Here is a 20,533-nt window from a genome sequence, read left to right as displayed (position 1 = left end):
GCATGAAAACCTGGAAAATAATTGTATTAGCAGCAATTGTTGTTGTTATTGATCAGATTACAAAGTTTATTGTTGTCAGCACAATGCAGATTCAACAACAAATCGTAGTTATTCCTAATTTTTTCTCACTGTTTTTCATCCGTAATACCGGAGCAGCTTTCAGTTTATTTGAAGGTGCGCAGTGGTTCTTTTATCTGACAACGGTAATAGCACTTTGTTTGTTTGTTTATTTCATCAAGGAAATTGGTGATTTAAACATCTGGACTGGGATTGGTTTAGGAATGGCTGTTGGCGGTATGTTCGGTAATTTTATTGATCGTCTGTTATTTGGTTCCGTAGTTGATTTCTTTAAGTTCGTTTTTGGTGGATATAACTTTGCTATATTTAATGTAGCAGATATTGGGCTGACCGTCGGTATCGGGCTGGTTGTCATTGGATTAATTGTGAGTGAAATGAAGAAAAAAAAGACAGTAGCAGAATAGAGAAAAACCCTTGCATTATCGGATGCAAGGGTTTGATAATTCAAAGGAGGCGACGGAGTTATGCAAACAACGAATACGATATTTGTAGAAGAAGAAGATGCTGGCATGCGTTTGGATAAGTTTGTTGCCGAGCATATTGAAGCATTTTCACGTACTTATGTACAAAAATTAATTGCCAACGGATTGATAATGGTTAATGGAACTTCAGTTACACCAAGATATTTGCTGCAGAAGCATGACCAGATTGATATATTATCAATTGAGGCAGTTGAAGCAGATATTGCAGCAGAACAGATTGATTTAGACATTGTTTATCAAGATGATAATGTAATTGTAGTGAATAAGCCACGTGGCATGGTTGTCCATCCGGCTGCTGGACACAGCAGCGGTACATTAGTGAACGCCTTAATGGGCTACAGCCCGGAATTATCAACAATTTCCGGGGTATTGCGTCCAGGGATTGTGCATCGTATTGATAAAGATACTTCCGGTTTACTAATGATTGCCCGAAATGATGCAGCCCATAAGTCGTTGGCTGCGCAGTTAAAGGCTAAGACAACTAAGCGTGTGTATATTGCCCTTGTGGATGGTAATGTGGTACATGACAAAGGCATGATCGACGCGCCAATCGGTCGCGATCCACGTGACCGTAAGAAGATGGCAGTTGTGGATACCAATGGTAAGGATGCAATTACCCATTTTCGGGTACTACACCGTTTCGGCAAGTATACATTAATTGAATGTCAGCTTGAAACCGGACGTACCCATCAGATACGGGTGCATTTGAAATATATTGGTCATCCATTGGTAGGTGATTATGTGTATGGCAAATCTAAGAACGAATTCGGTTTGGAAGGGCAATTCTTACATGCTGCGGTTATTGGGTTTATTCACCCGATAACCGGCGATTATATGGAGTTTTCTTCCCCACTGCCGGAGGCGTTACAGATTATTATAGATAAATTGGAGTTTTCTTTAGGGGAGTCCATGAAGTAAGGAGTGTAGAGATGAAAAATAGTTCATATTATTTTACTAAATTGAAAGCGTCAAGTATTACCATTATTTTGATTATTTTAATGGCAGTAGTGACGATAGCATCATATTTTGTTGATATGACGTCGTTGACCATGGTTGGTGCCCTTGTTGAGCAGGGACAATGGTGGCGATTATTGACTGGTTTCTTGAACCAGGGAACAATTGTTGGTCTGGCATTGAATGCTTTAATGTTGTTTTGGATTGGCTATCGTACAGAAAATATTTTTGGTCGCTGGCGGTACTTGCTGATTGTTATTGCATCGGCAGTTGTATCGAATTTAATTGTGTTTTTAGGATACCGCTTTTGGGGCGGTTACGGTGTAAGCGGCGGGGCCGGCGGAGTTATTTTTGGAATAGGCGGTTCTGCAGTAGCATTGTTCATGCTTTATCGTGATCGCTACATGTATTTATTGCCGCCGATTTTAACCAGTGTAGGGGTAATTGCCGCTTGGACAATTATTTTCTCGTATGGTAATTTATTATCGCAATTAGGTGGTTTTTTAGGTGGCTTCCTGATTGCCGGATTAATTTGCAATATTTCTCCACCAAAATAGAAAGGCGGAACAGAATGATTACTGATATTATTATTATCATTACTTTATTGTTGGCGGCATACTTTGGTTATCGTAAAGGGCTTGTTTCACGAGTTTTGCAATTAGGTAAGTATGTTGTGGCATTTATTGTTGCTCAAATGGCAGCAGGTATTGTTGGCGGCTTTTTGTCATCAATCTTTGTTATTCCTGAAGACTGGCTGATTAAAATCGGCACGATGTCACTTGGATTAATAACTGGAACAACGATATGGCAATCAATTTCATTTATTGTTATCTTTATTGTTGTTGCAGTAATTCTTGGTCGTCTGGTAAAAGGCATTAACTTCGAGGATTGGATTATTGTTGGCTGGCTTTCAAGAGTTGGCGGTATCTTCTTGAATGTTGCGATTTGGTACATTATTATCTTCTTTGTTGTCTTTATCATTCGTATCTTCGCATTTAGCTTCTTTCAGGAATATCTTGAGCCTTCAATTATTATTCAATTTATGCTACAATTTATGTGGTAGCAAAAGAGGAGTAATTTATTATGGCGGAAATACATATTCACCGAAATAATTCATTTGTTTCATCAGGAAGTGCATTTATCATTAAACTAGATAATGTTGAAGAACATCGCATTCTAAATGGACAGAAAATTGTTATTGATGTTGAAGCCGGAACCCATCTGGTACAGATTGCTACTTTTGGGATTAGCTCGGCACAAAAACAATTTACTGTATCTGAAGAACAACCTTTATATTTAAGCACAGGGGTCAATTTATGGGCTACATTCGCGCTCTATATTGCCAGTTTGCTTACGGTTTTCTCAGTTGCACCATTTATCTTATTATTTGGGAGTCAACAATTATTTTTATGGCTTGTCTTTATTGTGTTATTGATTGCTGGAATTTTCTTTTCACTAAGAAAAAATCATTATTATTTACGACAAATTGATGAAGTAGAATATAAGCGTTTATAAAAAAAGATCGTTTTAGACGATCTTTTTTTGCTAAAATGCTTGACCCTACAACTGCGTCATAGTTTATCATAAAATGTGAAGGAGATGATGTGTGATGCAAATTACCGTTAAGGAGTTAGCAAAAGCAGCTAAAATCAGTCCGCGAACACTGCATTATTATGACAAAATCGGTTTATTGCAACCGGCCGCCCATTCTTCGAGCGGTTACCGATTATATGGCGAGGCTGAACTTATTAAGTTACAGCAAATTAGTTATTTGAAGCAGCTTGGTTTTAGTTTAGAGCAAATTAAGTATATGCTGACTCATAAGCAGGAAATTCCAATTATGCTGGAAAGCCAGCTAGCTTTTCTTGAAGTTGAATTACGGCGTATTAAAGATGTGCAGGAGTCTGTTCGTCAGGCAATGACTGATGAGCCAATTCTCACGAGTGAGAATTGGCAACAGCTCTTTGCTAAACTTCCGGAAGCAAGTGAGGAGGTGAATGGTAGCATGAACAAAGATAATGATTTATATCGGGTGTTACAGACGATAACTGCAATGTTTCTAAAACCAATCAATGTATTTTTTATGTTGTTTTCTATTGTGGGTATTATTTATAATATTCAAGTAATTGCTTTTGCGCAAGATACATTGATAAATCCAATAGTTATGTTAATTGTGTTTATTGTTGCGTTAGTTGTCACAATTATTGCAGTTTTCCGAGTAAGTATTAAACAGTTATTGAGTGATATTGACCACAATAATACTGCCTTTCAACAACATGTTGATGCTATTCTGGAACAAAGACGATAATTTTATTGGTGAATTTGGAAGCAACGCCGGCCGCGTCATATGCCGGCGTTGCTTTTTTTCTTCTTTCCACTGCTCATTTGGCGATAAATTTGGTATAATATAACTATTCCGATTTGGAGGTACATAAATGGATTATTATATTGTTGGGCGAATTGTTAATACGCATGGTATTCGTGGTGAGGTCCGGGTTTTAGCAGATACTGATTTTGCCGATGAGCGTTTTGTTCGTGGTAATAAGTTGTATATTTTTAATAAGAATGAGTTGGTTGAACAGGTTGAGATTGAGCAGGTTCGATTGCACAAAAATTTCTATTTGCTTACATTTAAAGGTAAGCATAATATCAATCAAGTGGAAGCATTTAAGCAAATGGTATTGAAGATTGATGCAACGCAGCAAAAACCACTTGATGATGGATTTTATCATCATCAGATTATTGGTTTGCGGGCTGTTGATGAGCAAGGTCAGGAAGTTGGCATGGTTAAGGATATTTTTAATAGCGGCGCAACTGATATTTGGACAATTAAGCGTAAGGGCGATAAAGATATTATGGTGCCATATATTGATGAATATGTTGGCGATGTTGATTTAGAGGCAGGAACGGTCGTTCTTAAAAAGTATCAAGATTTTATTTAAAGGAGAAAATTATGCATATTGATGTTTTATCACTCTTTCCGGAGATGTTTACCGGTGTTCTGAATACTTCGATTTTAAAGCGGGCACAAGAACGCGGTGCAGTTACGATTGCAGTTACTGATTTTCGTGAGTATGCTGATAATAAACATAAAAATGTTGATGACTATCCTTTTGGCGGCGGAGCAGGAATGTTATTGAAGCCTGAACCACTTTTTGCTGCTGTTGAGGCGTTGAAGCAAGCTTCTGGTAAGAAGTCTCATGTAGTGTTAATGTCGCCGCAGGGAGCGCCATATACACACCAGAAGGCGGTAGAACTTGGTACGCATGAGCATTTGATTTTACTTTGTGGTCATTACGAAGGTTTTGATGAACGAATACGTGAGTATTTGGTTGATGAGGAAGTTTCAATCGGTGATTATGTACTTACCGGTGGGGAGTTAGCGTCAATGGTTGTAGTTGATAGCGTAGTACGATTGTTGCCGGAAGTTATTGAACATGATTCGCATGATGATGATTCCTTTGCCCACGGATTACTTGAGTATCCGCAATATACGCGGCCTGCTGATTTTAATGGGATGAAGGTACCTGACGTGCTTTTAAGTGGTCATCATTTAAATATTGAGAAGTGGCGGCGTGAGCAGGCATTAATTCGTACAGCAATGAAACGTCCGGATTTATTACTAAATGTTGAATTGAGTGATGAAGAAAAACAGTTCATTGAACCATATTTAAAATAGGAGGCTGAGCTGCGATGAGGATTATGACAAGTGGTGAATCGCATGGACCGGGAATGACGGTTATTATTGATGGTTATCCAAGTAGAGTCAATATTGATATTGAGATTATTAATGCTGCGCTGCAAGCCCGAATGAAGGGGCCGGGTCGCGGTGCTCGGATGGCAATTGAAAATGATCAGGTTGAAATTTTGAGCGGTATACGGTTTGGTAAATCAATTGGCAGTCCGATTACGCTTTTTGTGCGTAATCGTGATTATGCAAATTGGCAGGATGATATGGCGAGTCAGGGCGATGCAGTTGATAGTGATAAGGGACGAACAACTGTTCGTCCCGGGCATGCTGATTATGCAGGAGCCCTTAAATTTGGTCATCAACGTGATGTTCGCAATGTTTTAGAGCGGGCAAGTGCGAGAAGCAGTGTTGCATATGTTGCTGCCGGTAGTTTAGCTGAGATTCTGTTGAGAGAATTAGGTATTGAAGTACATGCCGAGGTTTTACAAATAGGTGATAAATTAATTACTGGCCTCAGTGATACTGAGTATGCAGAAATTATTGAGTCAGTTCGTCATGCTAAGGATACGATTGGCGGTAAGGTTATTGTGCGTGCCAGCGGACTCCCAATAGGTTTGGGTAACTATAGCCAGTGGTCACAAAAGCTGGATGCGCGGATTGCTTCAGCTATGATGAGTATCCCGACAACAAAGGCTGTTGAGATTGGGGCCGGGGTTCAGGCGGCAACGCTGCGTGGCAGTGAATTGCATGACGAACTATTTTTGGATGAAGCCGGTAATGTTTTTCGAAAAAGCAATAATGCCGGTGGGATTGAAGGCGGCGTTAGTAATGGCGAGGATATTGTTGTTAGTTTAACAAGCAAGCCGATTCCAACCTTGATGCAACCGTTGAATAGTATTGATTTGAACAGCAATGAAGCTGCAACTGCTTTTGTTGAGCGGAGTGATGTGAGTGTACTTGAAGCGTATGCGGTGATTGCTCGTTCAATGCTGGCTATTGTTTTGGCAGAGATTATCTGTGAACAATATCAGAGTGATACTTTGGTGCAGTTAGTAAACATTTTTGAGGAACTGAAAGGGATGAATAGAGATGACGAATAGTTTTTTGATACACGCGATACCGCCGTATATGATTCATGTTGGTGATGGTGTGTTTGCTGAACTTTCAGTTAAAAAGTATAGTCAGGCGATTTGTTGTGTTGATGAACGGGTTTGGCAATCGCATGAGCAATATATTCGAGATGTTATTAAGGATATGACAGTTATTGTTATTCCCAGTGGAGAAAAGAGTAAATCACTTGATAAATATCAAGTGATTATTGAGCATTTACTAAAAAATCATATTGATAGAAAAGGGGTAATTATTGCAATAGGCGGTGGTGTTGTCGGTGATTTAGCTGGCTTTTGTGCGGCAACGTATATGCGTGGAATCGATTTTATTCAAGTGCCAACGACAATTTTAGCGCATGATAGTGCTATTGGTGGCAAGGTTGCAATTAATACTGATGTTGCTAAAAATAGTATTGGTGCTTTTCATCAGCCGACTACGGTATATTATGATACGCAATTTTTGGCAACATTACCTGAGCGTGAGGTGCTTTCCGGTTTCGGTGAAATTTGTAAGCATATGTTTTTAGATAAGCATTTTTATGATTTTATGCAGGCATTTCCTGATTTAGCAGTTGCTGAGGAAAATATTGAGACGATATTATTACACTCGATGCAGGTAAAACAGAAGTTTGTTGAGGAGGATCCTTATGAAAATGATGTTCGTAAGTATTTGAATTTCGGTCATACTTTTGGGCATGCTCTTGAACAAATTTCTAATTATAGCTTGAGTCATGGTGCAGCAGTTGCTTACGGTATGGCTTTTGCTGAGTATTTAGCAACACCAATCGGCATTCGTGAGATGTTAATTAATTATGGTTTATTGACTCCATTGCAATTGGATGTTGATTTTGATACTGTATATAACCTGATGAAAAATGATAAGAAGAGCGTTAGTGGCGCTATTCAGTTTGTTTTAATGGATGTTATTGGTCATCCATACGCGCAGGTTGTTGGTGAAAGTGAGTTGCGTGAGGCATTTGATAATTGGCGTATGGAGTATTTAGTATGATTAGGATAACAGATTTGCCTAGTGATAAATCAATTAGTCATCGAGCACTTATTTTTGCATCATTGTTGCCTGGACGCCGGGTGTTGCATGGCAGCCATTTTGGTGAGGATGTTCTTTCAACAATTCGTTGTTTTAAGGCCTTTGGGGTGGCAATTACGGTACACGACACTGAAATTATTGTTGAGAGCCGTGGTTGGCAGCAGTTTGTTGAGCCACGGGAGGCACTTGATGCCGGAAACTCGGGGACTACTGCGAGGTTGTTAATGGGTATTTGCGCAGCGTTGCCGTTTAAGGTAACGATAAGTGGTGACGCATCGTTGAGCAAACGGCCAATGCGACGAGTAGCTGAGCCATTAATTTTGATGGGTGCAGACATTACTTTGAGTAATGATGGTTGTTTGCCGGCGGTTATTCTGGGGCAGAAACTTCATAGTATTGACTATAAGTTGCCGGTCGCCAGTGCGCAATTAAAGTCAGCTTTATTGCTGGCGGCTTTTGTTGGCGGTGTTTCAATAATCGTACATGAGCCGGCACGCACGCGTAATCATACGGAGTTATTTTTAAGTACGGTAGGTGCGGAAATTGAACAGGTTGGAATTACTACATGGTTTAATCCGCAGGCAGAATATCAATTTGCTAATGAATATAGTATTCCTGGTGATGCGTCAAGCGCGGCATACTGGGTAGTTTGGGCTAGTTTGGCTGATGGCGTAATTTTGGAATTAGATAATGTTGGTCTAAATCCTAGCCGCCTGAGTTATGTTCAGGTTTTAAAAGAAATGGGTGCAGACATTGTTACTGCAAGCAAAAACTCGGCAAATAAGACTGAACGAATTGGTAGTATCATGGTTAGGAGTAGTAAGCTACATGGTATTACTGTGTCGGCAGAAAGTATTGCTGACATTATTGATGAGATTCCAATCTTGGCGCTTGCGGCAGGATTCGCTGATGGCGAGACTTGTTTTAATGCGGTGGAGGAGTTACGGGTGAAGGAGAGTAATCGCCTTGAAGCGATTACTGAGCTTTTAAAAACAATTGGTGTTACTAATAATATTGATGGTAATGATTTACATATAACTGGTGCAAAGGTATGGCATGGTGGTATAATACATACATATCATGACCATCGTATTGCTATGTGTGCAGAAATTGCAGCCATATTGATTGATGCTGATTTTGATATTGATGACGTTAATTGTATTGCTGTTTCATATCCGAATTTTTTCGAGCATTTGAGACAGATTAATGAAGGGAGCCGAGTGATAAAATGACATATTTAGATATTTTGGCACTACTTGGTGAAAGTGGATTTACTGATGAAAATTTAGCAACCTTAGAACATTGGTTTGCAGAAGAACATGATATTGAGGAATATGCCGAGATTGGCTACTTTTTATACCAACAAGGCTTTTTTGATAAAGCGGCAATTGCATTTGAAAAATACTTGGCAGTTGAAGCTGATGATGAATTGAGCTACTATTTGGCTGATATTTATTTTCAGCTTGGTGATGATGATAAAAGTATCTTGCTACTGGATTCAATTCCGAGGGATGCTGCATTTTATGTTCAAGGACAGATATTGCTTGCAGAGATTTATAATGCCCAAGGACTTAGTGATGTGGCATATCGAAAATTGCAGAGTTTGCAAAATATCTCTGATATTGAGCAAACGATTATTACCGGGCTGCTTGCGGAACAACTCTTCCTTATGGAGGATTTCGACGAAGCAATTGATCAGTATTTACTTTTAAAGAGTAAGAATGTTGTTGATTTGCCATTTTCAATTGATGAACGGCTGGCGCTATCGTATAGTAAGGTTGGCGCTTATTTGGAAGCTTTACCATATTTTGAAAAAGCTTCTGGCAAGGCATCTGATTTGCTGGAGTTTTTGAATGAATATGCTTATGCACTCTACCAAGCAGGTGAACGGGAGAAGTCATTTTCTACTTTTGAGGAAATTATTAAGAATTTTCCTGAGCAGACCTCAATCTTGAATTATTATATTGAACTTTTGATTCAGGAAGAGTTATTTGAACGCGCTGAAAAGTTAATTGCTCAGGGTTTAAGTCATAACGAGTTTTCAGAACAGCTTTATTTCTTACAGGCTATTGTTTTTGATCATTTAGGGAAAAGTGATGAGGCATTAAAGATTTTACATGAGTTAATTCAAGGGAATCCTGATGCTTATGCAATCAATGATTATTATTTAGATCTTTGCATTCGCTCAGGAGCGTATGAGGCTGCTTTGATGCGTATTGATGATTTAGAAGAACAAGGTGATTTCGAGCCTAAATTTATATGGTATAAGGCACAATGTTATTTAGCAGTTGATGAAGATGAACGTGCCAATGACGCTTTTTTTGAGGCATTTTATTTCTTAAATGATTCATTAGATTTCTTAGAATCTTATAAGCATTTTTTGGAAAATTACGATGATTATGATACACTAGAACGTGTGGAAGCAAGAATTGAAGAATTAAAAGTGAAGGAAGAAAATGAATTGGAGGCAGATGACTAATGTATTTTCCATTATATTATATGGATCCACTTTATATGCTGGTTTTGATAGCCGGAATCCTATTATCAATAATTCCTCAGAGAATGATTACATCAACATATGCGAAATATAGTGCTGTAGATGTGCGCACCGGACTTTCAGGGCAACAAGTTGCCCGTGAAATCCTAGATCGTAACGGGTTGCAGGATATTCCGATTTTTTCTACGCATGGGGTCTTAAGCGATCACTATGATCCACGTAAAAAAGCGGTATTTCTTTCGCAAGATATATTTTACGGAAAATCAGTGAGCGCGACTGCAGTGGCGGCTCATGAGGTTGGCCATGCTATTCAGGATGCTCATAATTATGCATTTCTGAAGTTTCGCAGTCTTATATTTCCATTGGCACAACTTGGTTCTCAAGGTGGTATGATTTTACTTATTGTCGGAATTCTATTTAACCTTTTTTGGTTAACTTGGGCGGCAATTATTATGTTTGCCTTAGCGCTTTTATTCCAAGTAGTAACGTTGCCGGTTGAGTTTAATGCGTCGAGTCGTGCTCTGGGGCAAATTAAAGAATTGAATTTGCTTTCGACAGATGAGTATGGCGGAGCAAAACGAGTATTGCAGGCTGCGGCGTTTACGTATGTAGCGGCAGCAATTGCGTCATTGTTGCAATTGCTATATTACATTTTCCGTTTTGGCGGCAATAATCGTGATTAATTATATAAAGGAGGCATGTCATGTTTGATATGCTGTTTAAAAAGACAATTGCAGATAATCCTAACTTAGTACTCAATTACGTACTTCAATTTGAACGCGAACTTGAATTGAGTGATGAAGAAACACTCGTGTTGCTTCATCTCTTGCGTTTAAATATTAAAAAAAATAATTTTCCCAGTAATAGTCAATTGATTGCCCATATGCAGATGGATGAAGAACAATGCCGGATGTCTGTGCTTGGGCTTATTAGTAAGCGCCTTGTTGAAATTGATGCTATACAGAAGGAAGATGCAATTATTGAGCGATATCGTTTTGATTTGTTGATTGAACGTTTGGCGTTGTTACAACAACGGGTTTTTATTGCTAAGCAGAATGCCGAGAAAGAGGCAAGTGCAGGTTCAATTTTTCAAAATGTTGAGGAGGCTTTTGGTCGTCCTTTGGCACCAATTGAGCTTGAAACTGTTGCTCGTTGGATGAATGAAGATAATTATAGCGAAGGATTAATTCTGGAGGCTTTAGATGAGGCAATTTTAAATGATGTGCGCAATATTCGTTATATGGAGCGTATTTTGTTTGAGTGGCAAAAACAAGGGGTTACCTCTGTTGAGGAAGCACAGAGGCAGCGACAGCATTTCCGTGATCATCAACAAAAAAATAATCCCTTACCGGAAAATGAGGTTCAGGGAGCAGAGGCTGATTTTTTTGTATATGATTGGTTAAAAGAAAATAAGTAAGATGAGGTAAACTATGCGAGTAAGTAAGAAAGCACAATTTATTATGGATGAACTGGAAATTCTTTTTCCTGATGCGGATTGTGAATTAAATTTCACGAACACATGGGAGTTATTAGTGGCTGTTATGTTATCGGCACAAACGACTGATAAACATGTTAATTCAGTTACAAAGCATTTATTTAAGAAATATCCAGATGCAGAAAGTTATTTGCTGGTTCCTCTGGATGAATTGGAAAATGATTTGCGTTCTATTGGCTTATATCGAAATAAATCAGCTAACTTGCAAAAGACAGCGAAGATTATTGTTGAACAGTACCATAATGTTGTACCTTCGGATCATAAAGCGTTAGTTGCTTTACCAGGCGTTGGCCAGAAGACTGCAAATGTTGTGCAATCAGTAGGGTTTGGTATACCGGCTTTTGCGGTTGATACCCATGTTCACCGCGTGTCGAAGCGTTTGGGGCTTGTGAAAGAAACCGCTGATGTTAAGGAGACTGAAGCGGCGCTTTGCAAAAAATTTCCGCGAGATAGCTGGATTAGGTTACATCATCAGTTCATTTTCTTTGGTCGTTATCTTTGTAAAGCGCAGCGACCAAATTGTGCGGTTTGTCCTTTCCAGAATATTTGTACGTATTATAAGAAAAAGTAAAAAGCATTTACATAAAGTGAATGCTTTTTTTAGTTTCCTTAATTGCCGTTGTTATTGGTATTATTATTGTTGTTGTTATTGTTGTTATTATTGTTGTTATTTTGAGTTGGGTCCGGTTTTGGTACATTACCATCTGCGCCAACTAGTGGCTCACTACCATTACTGCCGTTGCTGTCACCTTCAAAGTTATATTCCCAGCCGTATTCCCCAAATTTTAAGAATAATTGTTTGTAAATTAATGACGGTATCCATTTATTGTTGTTAACACCATAAATTCCTTTTTCGGCTGCAGCGGTAGGAGCATCATAACCACTCCATACAGCAATTGAGTATTGTGGTGTATAGCCAACATGCCAGTGGTCTTTTTCTGCGCCATAAGGAATACCATATTGGTTACGAATAGTTGTATCATAAGATGATGTTCCGGTTTTAGCCGCCATATTCATACCGCTGACATTACCACGGCTTGGCGTTCCAGCGTAACTTGAATACATAAGCGCTTCAGTCATTGAGCGAGCAGTAGATGGTGACATTGCTTGAATAGTCGCACTTGATGGATGTTCGTAAATGACATTATCATTCATATCAGTAATTTTACTAATGAAGTAAGGGTCAGTATAGCGTCCATTATTACCTAGTGAAGCATATGCGCCGGCCATTTGTAATGGTGTGACTGTCATGCTTCCACCTAAGGCGTTAGCTTCTTGTAAGCCATCTTCGCCATAAGTAATACCTAACCGTTCGGTGAATTCTTGAGCATATTCAGTACCGGCTTTTTGCAAAGCGCGGAGGGCAGTGGTATTTTTAGATTTAGCTATCGCAGATTGCATTGTTAAGCTACCTTCGTTTGCTTCGCCATTATAGTTAGAAATCTTTATACCACCGGTATATGTTGTAGGAATATCTTGAAGCATGGTATATGGTCCCCAACCGAATTGTTCCACAGCCGGAGCATAGTCAATGATTGGTTTAATTGATGAACCAGGTTCATGACCACCACTAATTGCGAAGTTATATCCGCCACCACCGCCGCCTTCAGTGGTGTAGTTAATGTTTCGACCGGCTCCTAAAGCAGAAACTTTTCCAGTTTGAGTATCAACCACTGCAAAGGCAGTTTGATAATACTCATCCGGGAAGGATAATCCTGTTTCTTGCTCTAAGAATGCGGGGTTATCTAAAAGTTCGTTAGAATAATTTTGCATTGCTGTATTCATGTTCGAATATATTTTAAGACCGCGGTTTGTTTGGGCATCGGGAAGAATTTCATTAAGTTCTTGGCTGATTGCAGAGAAGTATGCATAATTTTGATAAAGGTAATCCTCTGGATCTTTAGCCAGAAGGTCAGAAACCGGTAATGATTTTACCGCATTTGCTGCTGCTTCATTTGTAAAGCCATGACGTACCATCATATCAAGTACATAATTCCGACGTTCGGTTGACTTGGCAATATCCTGAAATGGATTGAATTCATTAGGATATTTTGGGATACCGGCTAACAGAGAGGCTTCTGCAAGGGTTAATTCGCTAACATTTTTGTTAAATAAACGTTTTGCTGCAGTACCAATTCCCTGATAGTTACCAAAGAGGGCAGTGTTAACATATTGAGTAAATATTTCCTCTTTGCTTAAATGTTGCTCAACTTCCATTGCTAAGAAAATTTCTTGGATTTTCCGGCGCATTGAGTTGGCATATTCAGCATCACTATTAATGCGGCTAGCCAGAATAGTATTTTTTACTAATTGTTGTGTAAGAGTACTGGCACCACTGGTAATACCGCTGGCAGCGAAGTTATCGAAAACTGCACCAACCATCCGTTTAGGATCGTAGCCGCGGTGGGTAAAGAACCGCGCGTCTTCAACAGCTACAAAAGCATCAATGACTACGTCAGGGATTTGATCATAAGTGACCTCAATATAAGTATCTTCGCCTAGCTCATCAATGTAGTTACCATCTTTGTCATACACTTGAGTTAAAGGTTCGCTAGGTTCCAGTAAAGCTACATCGAAAGCTGGCATATCAGATAAAACATCACTTAATATTTTTACACCAACAAATCCGGTAGCTATAGTACCGATGATTGCAAGGGCAAACACTAAATTAAGTGCTGTCCATAGCACCTTGCGTATTGGACTGCGCTTTTCATATTTTCCTTCAACATATACTTTATTATTAAGTGTAAAGTTGTTAGTCTTTTTAGCGCCGCCTTGTTTTGCCGTTTTCGGCGAACTGCTTGAGGCCGCAACAGATTTTGATTTGGTTGCTTTGTTGCTAGCTGTTTTTGTAGTATTAGTAGCTGACTTTTTAGCAGTGGCAGTCTGTTTCGTAGTTGTTTTCTTTTTAGAAGCTACTGCTGCTTTATTATCTATCGTTCCATTTGTTTCTTTGGCATTTGTTTTTTTAGAAGCTCCTGTCTTTTGCTTTCTTTTTGCCATTTAATTTCACCACCTGAGATATATTAATTGTTTAGTTTTCTGAAGTCTCTTCTTCAATTGCTGGCAAGTTTACACGAGTTGCCTTACTGCTGATTGAGTAATTTGAGAAGCGAGCAACCACTTCAACAGAAGAGTATGTTTTATATGCTGAATAGTTGAAGGATGTACTCGAAACACCATTAGCAACTTGAGTAGATTTACCAGATTTGTCAATAACATAAACATCATAAACAATATTACCAAACGCTTTTTTGACACTATCAGGTGCTTCGCCATATGCAGGCGTTGGTGCACTCCAGATAACTGTTTGCGAAGATTCATTTATTGAAGCATTCACAGCTGGAATAGAAATGTTATAACTGCCGATATCAACTGGTTTACGATCACTAAAGAAGTAATCAGTTGAGGTTTCGCCATTATAACCGTTTGGCGGAACTTGAGCAGGGAAGACCCCGGCCATAACCGTTGCACTTACAACACCACTTGGGGCATTGAATGAAGTACCGTAAGTTCCATATTTGGTTAAGAATTTTTGGAAGATATCAGCGGAAACGTATTTGTATTCGTTTTTACCGAATTTTCCGTTTGCTGCAGCTTCATAAGGTTTGGTATAGCCGCTCCAAGCAGCCAGAGAGTATTCTGGTGTATAGCCAACATACCAGTGATCTTTTTCATCATAAAGCGAGATACCGAATTCTTCACGTTCTTCCGGAGAATATGATGAAGTACCGGTTTTTGCGGCAACTGCCATTCCGCCAATATTACCACGGGCAGCAGTACCGGTCTGTGCAGTATATTCAAGTGTTTTTGTCATAATATATGCAGCTTCCGGTGAAATAACTTGTTGCGCATTATCTTGATGTTCGTAAATAACATTATCATTTACATCAGTAATTTTAGTAATAAAATATGGTTGAATAAATTTACCATCATTACCAAATACAGTGTAGGCACCGGCTAATTCAAGCGGGCTGATTTGCATCGAACCACCTAAAGCATTTGGCTCAACCGCATCATATGAATCAAAATAACGGAAATTCAAAGTCTTCATATATTCAGTAATCTTTTCAGAACCAACACTTTGATATGCTTGCAGGGCAGTTGTGTTTAAACTCTGAGCAATTGCATATTTCAAAGTGACGCTACCTGAATAACCACCTTGGTTGTAGTTGTAAATTGAACCACCGCCGGTGTAAGTAGTAGCCTGGTCTTTTTGTTCCTCGGCAGTTGACCAGTGATTTTGATCGACAGCAAGCGCGTAGTCGATAACTGGTTTGATTGAAGAGCCAGGTTCAATACCGCCATTAACACCGATGTTGAAACCTCCGGTACCTTCGTTTGTATAGTTGATATTACGTCCGCCACCGATAGCAGGAACTTTCCCGGTTGTTGTCTGAACAACCGCAAAAGCTGCGTTATAGTCCGGATCATTCTCTGGGAAGTATGATAAATCTTCGGCGTTATCTAAAAGATCATTTGCATATTTTTGCATATCAACATCAAGGTTAGTATAAATCTTGTAACCTGAGTTATAGTCAGTAATACCTTCAAGGGCAGGAATAGTACTAAGCTCTTGTCGAACGCCAGTAAAGTATGCATAGTAAGTATTTAGGAACTCGCTGGCGTCTTTTGCAAGTAAATCAGAAATAGGAATACCTCTGGCTGCGTTAGCTTCTTGATCAGAAATGAACCCATGACGAACCATTAAATCAAGTACGGTATTACGACGAACATTTGCTGATTCAATATTCTCATAAGGATTATTTTCTGCAGGATTCTGCGGAATACCTGCCAAGATAACCGCTTCGGCAAGAGTTATTTCTGAAATATCCTTATTGAAATAACGTTTTGCTGCTGTACCAATACCGCTGTAGCGGCCAAATGAAATCGTATTTAAATATGACTCCATAATTTCTTCTTTAGACATTTTGGTTTCTAATTCAGCTGCCAAAATAATCTCTTGCACTTTCCGTTTAATACTGTTTGTATAAGTAGGGTCTTGATAGAGACGTTCTACAATAACTGTATTTTGGATTAACTGCTGCGTAATGGTACTGGCACCACTGACGATATCGCCAGAAGTGAAGTTACCAATAACCGCACCAACCATCCGCTTAGGGTCGTAACCGCGATGGCTGAAGAAACGGGCATCTTCAACTGCGACAAAGGCATCTATGACAACATCAGGGATGTCTTCATATTTGACCGCTTTATATTCATCTTCAGATAAGTATTCAACGGGATTACCATCTTTATCATAAACCATGGTTCTTTGCGGTGATCTGATTGTATCTAAATTAAGTTCCGGCAAGTCAGAAAGTGCTGAACCGAGAACAAAGGTTCCGATTGCACCGCCGGCAAGTGTACCAACTAAAAATAAGACAAAAATAACATTAAGAACAATCCAGCCAAAACGTTTTGGCGTCATTTTCTTTTTGTTGCCTTTGTCTGCTTTTTTCTTATCTTGTTTGTTTGAATGATCTGGATTTTGGTATTTTCTTCGATTTGTGGTTGTATTACTAGTTGTATTATTGGATCTACGCTGGCTTCTTCGAGTAGTCATGCGTCTATTCACCACCTAAATAAAATTTATCGATTATATCAATATAATTGAGGGTAGGAAATGTCGTAGTATCAATTTTATGTCCGTGCATTTGTGAGAACTGATACGAAATTGATTTCCGCCCGTCTGATTTGCTTTGTTGCCAAATTTCAATAACATGCTGAGCATCTATAAGGAAAGTTTCATTATGTTGAGTAAAGTGAATGATAATGAAACAAATACCACCGGCAAGCAGTACTGCCTGCATATGCTCAATTTGATGTTCATAGAAATTTTGTAAAGGTAAAGCAGTTTTGTTATTCGTTTGTTTTGCTTCGAAGTCAATATACCGACCCTTGTAAATACCATTGTAGTCAGTTGTTGAAGGGGTACGGAAATATGCTTCAGTAATTTTTGCTGCCGACCGTTTCGGATAGTCAACTTTTACTATCTGAATCGGCGTTGGCTTTTTATGAATAACAGCAATGTTTGAGGCACGATAGTACTCATTTGCTGTGTTGAGTTCTTCCTCAAGACGCATACCGCGATTATTGTACATAACGGTTTTCTTCTGCGTCGTTTTTTTAGCTTTTGTCGGATAGCCGATAAGCGCCATAAAATCACCTTACCTTTTGATATTATACTATATTAACTCTTGAAAGTACAATTTTTTCTGGAAGCGCGAAGTAACATTTTTGTAAGTCATATTCTGAATTTTTTTGATTGTGAAACTATGATAAAAGTTGAGTATTATATATAGGGAAGAAAGGGAATTGTATCGCCGGGACAATCCCCTTTCCAAAAATTTCTCCCAAGATAACATTAAAAGTGGCTAATAATTGGCCGACAGGGATGTCGCTGTCGCTTTTGTGTCGCATTATTGTCATACGGAAAGCGGTATTCTTTATTGATTTGTGAGTTAAGTTTTGCTACAATAGGGATGAATAAATTTAGGAGGTACAATGATGAAGCAAGTATCACAGCTTTCTGTACAGGATATTCTTGAAAAAGAGTTTCGTAATGAAATTCGCGGTTATAGTCAAAATGAAGTTGATGATTTTTTAGATGAAGTTATTCATGACTATGAAGCGCTACAAAAAGAAATCAACCGTTTAACAACTGAAAATGAGGAATTGAAAAATTATTTGAAATCAGCTCAAGCAACAAAAGAGAGCGCGTCAAGTGCATCAGTTGCCAGTGACACTGATGCCGGACAACCAGCTCAAGCGACTAATTACGACTTAATTCGTCGTATCAGTTTGCTGGAAAAACAAATGGCAGAAATTATTCGTGTCATTCGTTCAGCTAACGAAGAATAATTATTAGGTTAATATTGATGCTGGAGACAGGCTTTGTAAATACGCTTTTGTGTTTGCTCTAAGTGCCTGTCTCAATATTTTGCATCGACAGTATTATACTCGAGTAATCGCTGCAATAATTTATTATTGTTGAGGAAAGTCCATGCTCGCACAGACTGCGATGTTTGTAGTGTTCGTGTATTGCGAAAAAATAAGCGATAGACGGCTTCCCAGAGCCGTACGGCTGCATGATTTATCTAAGTTGCTTGCAATATGATAGGTCATCTTTAAAAGTGCCACAGAGACGAATCTGCATTGGAAACTTTGCTGGTGAAACGTTGGTAAACCCCGCGAGCGAGAAACCCAAATTTGGTAGGGGAGCCTGAACGATGGAAATGAACAAAGTTCGGGGTGCTTCGTGCACAGATAAATGATTACTGTTTTGTACAAGGCCTTAGGGCTGTTTGCGTACAAAAACACAGAACATGGCTTACAGAGTATATTTCTGGGATATTAAATTTCGAAAATGAAGGTGAAAACGTGAATCAGACAAGTATTTTTAGACGTGATTATTTAACGATAGCAGTACGATTGCTTTTAACAGTCGGAATGATTGCTATTTTCTATATTCCGAACTTTGGCGGAAGCATTCAATTCTTCTTTGATGGAGCTATTTTGCCGTTTTCACATTTCCTGACTGCAGTTATTATAATTGCCATTGGAATCTTGGAATATTTTACATTTGTGCACATGCGCATCAATAAGGCACGTAACCTTGATCAATTATTACGTCCTGCTGATGAACAGGCTCATATCTTTTTTGCACTTGTATTGGTAGTTCTTTTACTGGGGAACTTCTATATTCCAACTTATATTGCATTAGTCTTTATTATTCGTGAGTTGGTTATGTATGGTCTGCGTTTGCAATATGCTTACGCTGGTAATGGTGCATTAAGTGAGCAAATATCCGGAATTCAACGCTTCTTCTTTTTTATCGCAATGCTTATTTCGGTATTAGGGAATCAACCATTTGAATTATGGAATATTCCGGTGCAAGATATCTGCTTGATTGTTGCAGCAGTAGTATCAATCTTATCATTGGCATTAACATATTTGAATATGCAAAAATTATTGAGAGAAAGTAAGTAAAATTACGAATAGATAAACACGAGGAGGTTTATTATGAGCACAGAAAGACAAAAAGCACTTGATGAAGCAATGAAACAAATTGAGAAACAATTTGGTAAAGGTGCTGTTATGAAATTAGGTGAAAAACCTAATGTAAAAATTGAAACTGTTTCTTCTGGATCAATTGGATTGGACATCGCATTAGGGATTGGCGGATATCCACGCGGAAGAATTATTGAAGTTTATGGACCAGAAAGTTCAGGGAAAACGACAATCGCTTTACATACTGTTGCGGAAGCACAAAAAGCTGGTGGTCAAGCAGCATTTATTGATGCGGAACATGCTATGGATCCGGTTTATGCTAAGAAACTTGGCGTTAATATTGATGAACTATTAGTTTCGCAACCAGATACTGGTGAACAAGCTTTGGAGATTACTGAAGCATTGGTACGAAGTGGTGCTGTTGATGTACTTGTTGTCGATTCAGTTGCAGCATTAGTGCCGAAAGCGGAGATTGAAGGTGAGATGGGTGATTCACATGTTGGGTTACAAGCACGTCTGATGTCACAAGCTTTACGTAAACTTGCTGGTATTGTTAATAAATCAAATACAATAGTTATCTTTATTAACCAATTACGTGAAAAAGTTGGTGTTATGTTCGGTAGTCCGGAAGTAACTCCCGGTGGTCGGGCATTGAAGTTCTATTCTTCTGTTCGCTTAGACATTCGTAAAGGTGAAGCAATTAAGGATGGTATTGAGATTAAAGGGAACAAAACCAGAATTAAAGTTGTAAAAAATAAAATGGCTCCGCCATTTAAACTAGCTGAAGTTGATATTATGTACGGAGAGGGAATCTCTAAAACCGGTGAATTGGTTGATATGGGAGTTGCTCTTGATATTGTTGATAAAGCTGGGGCATGGTTCTCATACAAAGGTGAAAAGATTGGTCAAGGTCGTGAAAATTCTAAAATTTTCCTTCAAAACAATCCAGAAATCGCCGATGAAATTGAAGGACTTATCCGTGACCATTACGCTATTGTTGAAGAAGAGATTGAAGAGACAGTGGCAACAAACGAAGATGATGAATAATTAAGAGAAAAGTAGGTGTTTTGTGAAAACGCTACTTTTCTTTTTTTATAATGTAGTTTTCTGGTTGACTATCGGGTATAAAAAGCTCTATAATTAAAGAGGTATAGAAGTGAATTCTA

Annotated in this window: 21 protein-coding genes and 1 other RNA gene; 19 read left to right on the top strand and 3 right to left on the bottom strand. The window is 38.7% G+C overall.

Annotated elements, in window-relative coordinates; all coding sequences use genetic code 11:
- Nucleotides 1–2: 2 nt before the first annotated feature.
- The 15 genes from lspA to nth all read left to right on the top strand — a co-directional run bounded on the left by lspA (nucleotide 3) and on the right by nth (nucleotide 11,925).
- The gene (gene lspA / locus FEZ08_RS03055) at nucleotides 3–482 is read left to right on the top strand and encodes a signal peptidase II (protein WP_138190248.1); all 480 of its coding nucleotides are present in this window, start codon (nucleotides 3–5) and stop codon (nucleotides 480–482) included.
- A gap of 60 nt (nucleotides 483–542) precedes the next feature.
- Nucleotides 543–1,478, top strand: coding sequence for an RluA family pseudouridine synthase (locus FEZ08_RS03050; protein ID WP_138190247.1), 936 nt, complete (start codon nucleotides 543–545; stop codon nucleotides 1,476–1,478).
- An 11-nt stretch (nucleotides 1,479–1,489) separates the two neighbouring features.
- Entirely contained in the window at nucleotides 1,490–2,071 is a 582-nt protein-coding gene (locus tag FEZ08_RS03045) for a rhomboid family intramembrane serine protease (protein ID WP_138190246.1), read from the top strand.
- A gap of 14 nt (nucleotides 2,072–2,085) precedes the next feature.
- Nucleotides 2,086–2,577 (top strand): CvpA family protein, encoded by a 492-nt coding sequence (locus FEZ08_RS03040; RefSeq protein WP_138190245.1) that lies wholly within the window; start codon nucleotides 2,086–2,088, stop codon nucleotides 2,575–2,577.
- Between the two features lie 20 nt (nucleotides 2,578–2,597).
- Nucleotides 2,598–3,029 (top strand): hypothetical protein, encoded by a 432-nt coding sequence (locus FEZ08_RS03035; protein ID WP_138190244.1) that lies wholly within the window; start codon nucleotides 2,598–2,600, stop codon nucleotides 3,027–3,029.
- A gap of 94 nt (nucleotides 3,030–3,123) precedes the next feature.
- The gene (locus FEZ08_RS03030; RefSeq protein WP_138190243.1) at nucleotides 3,124–3,822 is read left to right on the top strand and encodes a MerR family transcriptional regulator; all 699 of its coding nucleotides are present in this window, start codon (nucleotides 3,124–3,126) and stop codon (nucleotides 3,820–3,822) included.
- Nucleotides 3,823–3,949: 127 nt separating this feature from the next.
- Nucleotides 3,950–4,456, top strand: coding sequence for a ribosome maturation factor RimM (gene rimM, locus FEZ08_RS03025; RefSeq protein WP_138190242.1), 507 nt, complete (start codon nucleotides 3,950–3,952; stop codon nucleotides 4,454–4,456).
- 11 nt (nucleotides 4,457–4,467) lie between these two features.
- A complete protein-coding gene (gene trmD, locus FEZ08_RS03020) occupies nucleotides 4,468–5,193 on the top strand; it encodes a tRNA (guanosine(37)-N1)-methyltransferase TrmD (RefSeq protein ID WP_138190241.1) in 726 nt (241 codons plus the stop codon).
- 14 nt (nucleotides 5,194–5,207) lie between these two features.
- Complete coding sequence (locus tag FEZ08_RS03015; RefSeq protein ID WP_138190240.1) at nucleotides 5,208–6,305, top strand: chorismate synthase; 1,098 nt, start codon at nucleotides 5,208–5,210, stop codon at nucleotides 6,303–6,305.
- Complete coding sequence (gene aroB, locus FEZ08_RS03010) at nucleotides 6,295–7,323, top strand: 3-dehydroquinate synthase (protein ID WP_138190239.1); 1,029 nt, start codon at nucleotides 6,295–6,297, stop codon at nucleotides 7,321–7,323. Before FEZ08_RS03015 ends, aroB begins: the two co-directional genes overlap by 11 nt.
- Nucleotides 7,320–8,594, top strand: a complete 1,275-nt coding sequence (gene aroA / locus FEZ08_RS03005; protein ID WP_138190238.1) for a 3-phosphoshikimate 1-carboxyvinyltransferase — start codon at nucleotides 7,320–7,322, stop codon at nucleotides 8,592–8,594. Before aroB ends, aroA begins: the two co-directional genes overlap by 4 nt.
- On the top strand, nucleotides 8,591–9,841 hold the full coding sequence (locus tag FEZ08_RS03000) for a tetratricopeptide repeat protein (RefSeq protein ID WP_138190237.1): 1,251 nt from the start codon (nucleotides 8,591–8,593) through the stop codon (nucleotides 9,839–9,841). The genes aroA and FEZ08_RS03000 overlap by 4 nt, the downstream gene beginning before the upstream one ends.
- Nucleotides 9,841–10,542 (top strand): zinc metallopeptidase, encoded by a 702-nt coding sequence (locus FEZ08_RS02995; protein ID WP_242003458.1) that lies wholly within the window; start codon nucleotides 9,841–9,843, stop codon nucleotides 10,540–10,542. Before FEZ08_RS03000 ends, FEZ08_RS02995 begins: the two co-directional genes overlap by 1 nt.
- Before the next feature lie 20 nt (nucleotides 10,543–10,562).
- Nucleotides 10,563–11,276, top strand: a complete 714-nt coding sequence (locus tag FEZ08_RS02990) for a DnaD domain-containing protein (RefSeq protein WP_138190236.1) — start codon at nucleotides 10,563–10,565, stop codon at nucleotides 11,274–11,276.
- Between the two features lie 13 nt (nucleotides 11,277–11,289).
- On the top strand, nucleotides 11,290–11,925 hold the full coding sequence (nth, locus tag FEZ08_RS02985) for an endonuclease III (protein ID WP_138190235.1): 636 nt from the start codon (nucleotides 11,290–11,292) through the stop codon (nucleotides 11,923–11,925).
- Between the two features lie 38 nt (nucleotides 11,926–11,963).
- Here the strand turns inward: nth and FEZ08_RS02980 are convergent, their stop codons facing one another.
- From FEZ08_RS02980 to recU, 3 genes are read right to left on the bottom strand one after another with little or no spacing between them, the layout of a single operon-like run.
- A complete protein-coding gene (locus FEZ08_RS02980; protein WP_138190234.1) occupies nucleotides 11,964–14,357 on the bottom strand; it encodes a transglycosylase domain-containing protein in 2,394 nt (797 codons plus the stop codon).
- 31 nt (nucleotides 14,358–14,388) lie between these two features.
- Entirely contained in the window at nucleotides 14,389–16,920 is a 2,532-nt protein-coding gene (locus FEZ08_RS02975; protein WP_138190233.1) for a transglycosylase domain-containing protein, read from the bottom strand.
- A gap of 4 nt (nucleotides 16,921–16,924) precedes the next feature.
- Complete coding sequence (gene recU, locus FEZ08_RS02970; protein WP_138190232.1) at nucleotides 16,925–17,515, bottom strand: Holliday junction resolvase RecU; 591 nt, start codon at nucleotides 17,513–17,515, stop codon at nucleotides 16,925–16,927.
- A 346-nt stretch (nucleotides 17,516–17,861) separates the two neighbouring features.
- Here recU and gpsB point away from each other — a divergent pair, with 346 nt between their 5' ends.
- The 4 genes from gpsB to recA all read left to right on the top strand — a co-directional run bounded on the left by gpsB (nucleotide 17,862) and on the right by recA (nucleotide 20,414).
- Nucleotides 17,862–18,218 (top strand): cell division regulator GpsB, encoded by a 357-nt coding sequence (gene gpsB, locus FEZ08_RS02965; protein ID WP_138190231.1) that lies wholly within the window; start codon nucleotides 17,862–17,864, stop codon nucleotides 18,216–18,218.
- Nucleotides 18,219–18,313: 95 nt separating this feature from the next.
- Nucleotides 18,314–18,695, top strand: an RNA gene (gene rnpB, locus FEZ08_RS02960) — RNase P RNA component class B.
- Nucleotides 18,696–18,737: 42 nt separating this feature from the next.
- The gene (locus tag FEZ08_RS02955; RefSeq protein WP_138190230.1) at nucleotides 18,738–19,346 is read left to right on the top strand and encodes a CDP-alcohol phosphatidyltransferase family protein; all 609 of its coding nucleotides are present in this window, start codon (nucleotides 18,738–18,740) and stop codon (nucleotides 19,344–19,346) included.
- Between the two features lie 33 nt (nucleotides 19,347–19,379).
- Complete coding sequence (gene recA / locus FEZ08_RS02950) at nucleotides 19,380–20,414, top strand: recombinase RecA (RefSeq protein WP_138190229.1); 1,035 nt, start codon at nucleotides 19,380–19,382, stop codon at nucleotides 20,412–20,414.
- Nucleotides 20,415–20,533: the final 119 nt, after the last annotated feature.

It is taken from the genome of Culicoidibacter larvae (assembly GCF_005771635.1).
In the GTDB taxonomy this organism is placed as follows: Bacteria; Bacillota_I; Bacilli_A; order Culicoidibacterales; family Culicoidibacteraceae; genus Culicoidibacter; species Culicoidibacter larvae.
This window is presented reverse-complemented; position numbering and strand designations above follow the sequence as displayed.